The organism is Lachnoanaerobaculum sp. OBRC5-5, from assembly GCF_000296385.1.
GTDB lineage: Bacteria > Bacillota > Clostridia > Lachnospirales > Lachnospiraceae > Lachnoanaerobaculum.
On sequence record NZ_JH815190.1, the window covers coordinates 1 to 2,199 of the forward strand.

Consider the following 2,199-nt stretch of genomic DNA (forward strand, 5'->3'; position numbering starts at 1 on the left):
GAGACTATGGCATGAAAAAATTATACATTTATTGCCTAAAAATTTGCCTATAAAAATATTCTCTTAAATATTTATACATATTTATAGTATATAATCCTGTCTTTGACAGCTAAAAGGTCTGAAAGCCATATATATCAAGGGTTTCAGACCTTTTTTAATTCACAAAAGTGTAGCTAGAACTACCTACTTTTTTTGCTTTCCCGAAAGACTTTTTTCATACTCAAATCGGTTAAAATTTCGTAATCGGTACGAAATCCGAATACTTCATGAAGTGCATCTGTTAAGGCTGTTCTTGTATAAGCGGGTAGATATCCTAACTTTTCTCCCGGACGATACATCATCATAGAGCGTAATACGTTAATAATCTCATCGCATGTATATTGTTCACCAAGTTTTTTCTCAAGTATCCTAAAGACTACCAATGAAGCAAAACAAGTTATGAAGTGTGCCTTTATGCGATCCTCTCTTTGAAGATAAATGGGGCGTGCACTGAACTCGGTTTTCATGATTCTGAAACATTCTTCGATTTCCCATCTCTTCTTGTTTATACGAACTATTTCTTCGGCACTTGTTGTCTCCAAATTAGTACAAACGGCATAGAAACCGTCATATTTTTCCTCTTCAGCTATGAGGTTCGAATCTATATAAGGGATTTCTCTGTCACAGACTTCTCCTGAAGATGTCATTGCTTCGGTAGCAATAAAACGGCGTGGATCATTTTGATTTTTTTGATTTCTTTTATATTCCCCTTTTTCAATAAGCTTATTAGCACGGTCAATCTGGCTTTGCCTGATTTTCTGATGATATTTTTTGTACTTTAAGGAGAATGATACTATAAGATGTTGCTCTAGAGCTTTATTACCTTCTTTGACTTTTTTATCTGATAAATCTTCTTTAATCCACCTTTCCTTATAAAAGACTTTATTATAGTCTGTCTGTTCATCAAGGTTATTCAGATTAAATAATCCTGTTTCACCTTGTAGTGACCAGCCTTCAGGGTCTAGAGCAAACTCCTTTAAATATTTTGGGAGTTGTTTTATAGATTGTGTTGTTATAAAACTTCTTATTTTTTCACCAAATAAAGTTTTGTGGTTAAACTTTCTATTGGCATTTGAGGACAGACCTGCGTCTGTACAGATAATAATACTATCAATACCATAATCATCGATTACCTTTTGTTCCAGAGGCTTTAGTGTTGGCTGCTCATTCTTATTTCCGGGGAAAATATCAAAAGCAAGAGGAATACCGTCATGATCCATAAACATTCCCATTCCGACAATAGGTAGTGGTTGATGTTGTTTTGATTTTCCATATTTCCTAAGTTCGTCTTCCTGCTCGATTTCAAAGTAATAGTTTGTGCAATCATAGTAAAGAATGTCATTCCTGCGAGGAAGTATTCTTTGGCTATTTTTATAAAGCTCAGATTGAATAAAGTCACTTTCTTTAGATAAAACAGAAAGTGAACGATATATATCATGTAAATTAAAGGTCGGCTGCTCAATAAACATTTTGGAAGAACGATTTGATGCCAACTTAGAAGATGGATAAAGGATACGAGTAAAAATTAGTCGAGATAAAATATCGTTCAAATCATATTCAAAGCTATACTTCTTTGAAATTTTAGAACAGATTTTATCCAGCTTAAGTGAATAGTAAATACTCTGAAGAAATAGATATCCACAGTTAAACAAATGTTTTTCATCAGGTTTCAGGAGCTTTGAAGGAGAACATTTTATTAAAATTTCTTTTTGTTCCTCATATTCCTTACGATTAAGTTCATCAACATATTCCTGAGCCCAAATGTAAGGGTCTTTTCCATTAGCTCTAGTCTTAACCATATCAAGATTTCCAAGTTTTTCAATAGTAACTGTAGTGACAGAACCATTGGATTTGCGTATAGATTTCTGAACATAAAATGTAGCAGAGTTTTTTGATTTACTTACAGTAAGTTTCATAGCATTCAACCTCCATGCTCATATTATACTATAAATAGCTACAAATAGCTACATAAAATAACGAATAAATTGACAAAAAAATAAGACTGAAATCCAGTCTTTATAAGGGTTTGAGGTTTATAGAGGGAGTAGTTAGCTGTCAAACTCCCGAGCAGGAAAGATTTCAGTAATGCCGTTCTTCATGTGTGGGGATATTTAAAAAAAGATGCAAGTGCCATAGAAAAACAGGAACTGTTTGATAGAT

General features: G+C 33.3%; 1 protein-coding gene and 1 pseudogene. One reads left to right on the forward strand and one right to left on the reverse strand.

The window, feature by feature from the left end; all coding sequences use genetic code 11:
* Window positions 1-179 precede the first annotated feature (179 nt).
* On the reverse strand, window positions 180-1,955 hold the full coding sequence (locus HMPREF1135_RS13495) for an IS1634 family transposase (protein WP_007594943.1): 1,776 nt from the start codon (window positions 1,953-1,955) through the stop codon (window positions 180-182).
* A gap of 150 nt (window positions 1,956-2,105) precedes the next feature.
* Here HMPREF1135_RS13495 and HMPREF1135_RS14495 point away from each other — a divergent pair.
* Window positions 2,106-2,199 (forward strand): annotated as a pseudogene (locus tag HMPREF1135_RS14495) (DUF1722 domain-containing protein); the annotation flags it as partial.